Here is a 1,650-nt window from a genome sequence, read left to right on the forward strand (position 1 = left end):
ATCGGCGTCTCCATCCTGCAGTTGATCCGCAACATCGACCGTGACGCGGTGGACGCCAAGTTCGCCGCGGCCATGATGCTCGGCATCGCCTACGGCGTCACCATCGGCTCCATGGCCACGCTCATTGGCCAGCCGCCCATGGCGCTGATGGCCGCCTACCTCGGTTCTGAACAGAACTACGAGATGCAGTTTGGCCAGTGGATGTTGGTCGGCGTGCCGTTCGCGGCGGTCATGCTGTTCATCGCCTGGTTTGTGCTGACCAAGCTCGTCTTCCGTACCCGGCTGGAGCAGATTCCCGGCGGGGCACAGCTCATCCGCGACGAAATCGCGAAGCTCGGGGCCATGACAACCCCCGAGCGGCGCGTCGGCGCGATCTTCCTGGCCGCAATTTTCTGCTGGGTGGCGGTGCCCTTTATCGCCCAAATTCCCGCAGTAGCCCAGGCCCTGCCGTTCCTCGCCACCATTTCGGACACGCAGGTGGCCATGGGCGCTGCCATTGCCTGTTTCCTGGTCCCGGCTAACAAGCGCTCGGCCGGCAAGGGATCGGCACCGCTGCTGCAGTGGTCCTCGGCCCGCGACATCCCGTGGGGCCTGCTCCTGCTGTTCGGTGGCGGCCTCTCGCTCTCCGCCATGTTCACCTCAACGGGCCTGTCAGAATGGATCGGCAATCAGGTCGGCGGGCTGAACGGCATGCCTCCGGTGGTCATCGTGCTGGTCGCCGCGGTGGTCGGCCTGGGTCTCACCGAGCTCACCAGCAACACGGCCACCGCGGCGGCGTTCTTCCCGATCATGGGGGCCGTCGCCGTGGGCGTCGGCATCGATCCGCTCCTGATGACCATCGTCATGACCCTCGCTGTCTGCTCGGCCTACATGCTGCCCGTCGCCACGCCCTCGAACGCGGTGGCCTTCGGCTCCGGCGAGGTGTCCATTAAACAGATGGTGCGGGCCGGCCTCTGGCTGAATCTGGTCTCCTTGGTACTGATCGTGGTGACGCTCTACACCCTGCTCCCGTTGGTCTTCGGCGTCAGCCTCTAGCCCTCACGCCTCGGTAGAACCCGCATGACGACGACGGTGGGCCGGCTCGCGGAGCCGGCCCACCGTCATGTGCAGCGCCGTCTGCCTCCCAGTTCCCCGCACCGGATAGGGTGCCGGTGAAGCCATTTACCGCGGAACCGGAGAAACGGGACAGATGAAAAGGATGCTTGGCACGCTGATCTTGGTGCTGGCCGGACTGCTGGGCGCAGCCCCCGCCGCACACGCCGTGTTCCCCACCGAGGTCGTCGTGGAGGACACCGCCGGCGTCCTGGACCAGAACACGCTCCTGCCCGCCGTGGAGGCTATCGACTTTTACGAGCCAACCAAGGTGGCCATCTACACCTACAACGGCTCTGCCTCCGCCAACCTCAACGCAGAGGTACTTCGCTTTGCCCGCGCGGAGCACCCCGAGTGGCTTAGCTCCGACGGCCAGAAGTGGGCGGACGGCATTTTCATCTTCGCACTGGATCCGGTCGGCCGGTGGGTCGGAACCTACATGGGCGAGGACCGCAAGATCCCGCTTGAACAGCGCGAGGACATCCAGGAGGCTACCAAGGAACTGTTCCGCGATGCCCAGTGGACGGACGGAACAATCGCCGGCATCCAGCGCGGCGC

General features: G+C 65.5%; 2 protein-coding genes. Both read left to right on the plus strand.

Features of this window, described 5'->3' with window-relative positions; all coding sequences use genetic code 11:
* Window positions 1-1,035 (plus strand): SLC13 family permease (locus AC5RWT_RS37175; protein ID WP_494084584.1); only part of this gene is annotated, 1,035 nt, incomplete at its 5' end.
* Window positions 1,036-1,189: 154 nt separating this feature from the next.
* The coding region (locus AC5RWT_RS37180; protein WP_494084585.1) for a DUF5129 domain-containing protein at window positions 1,190-1,650 on the plus strand (461 nt) is incomplete at its 3' end.

The organism is Arthrobacter sp. Dra40, from assembly GCF_059091905.1.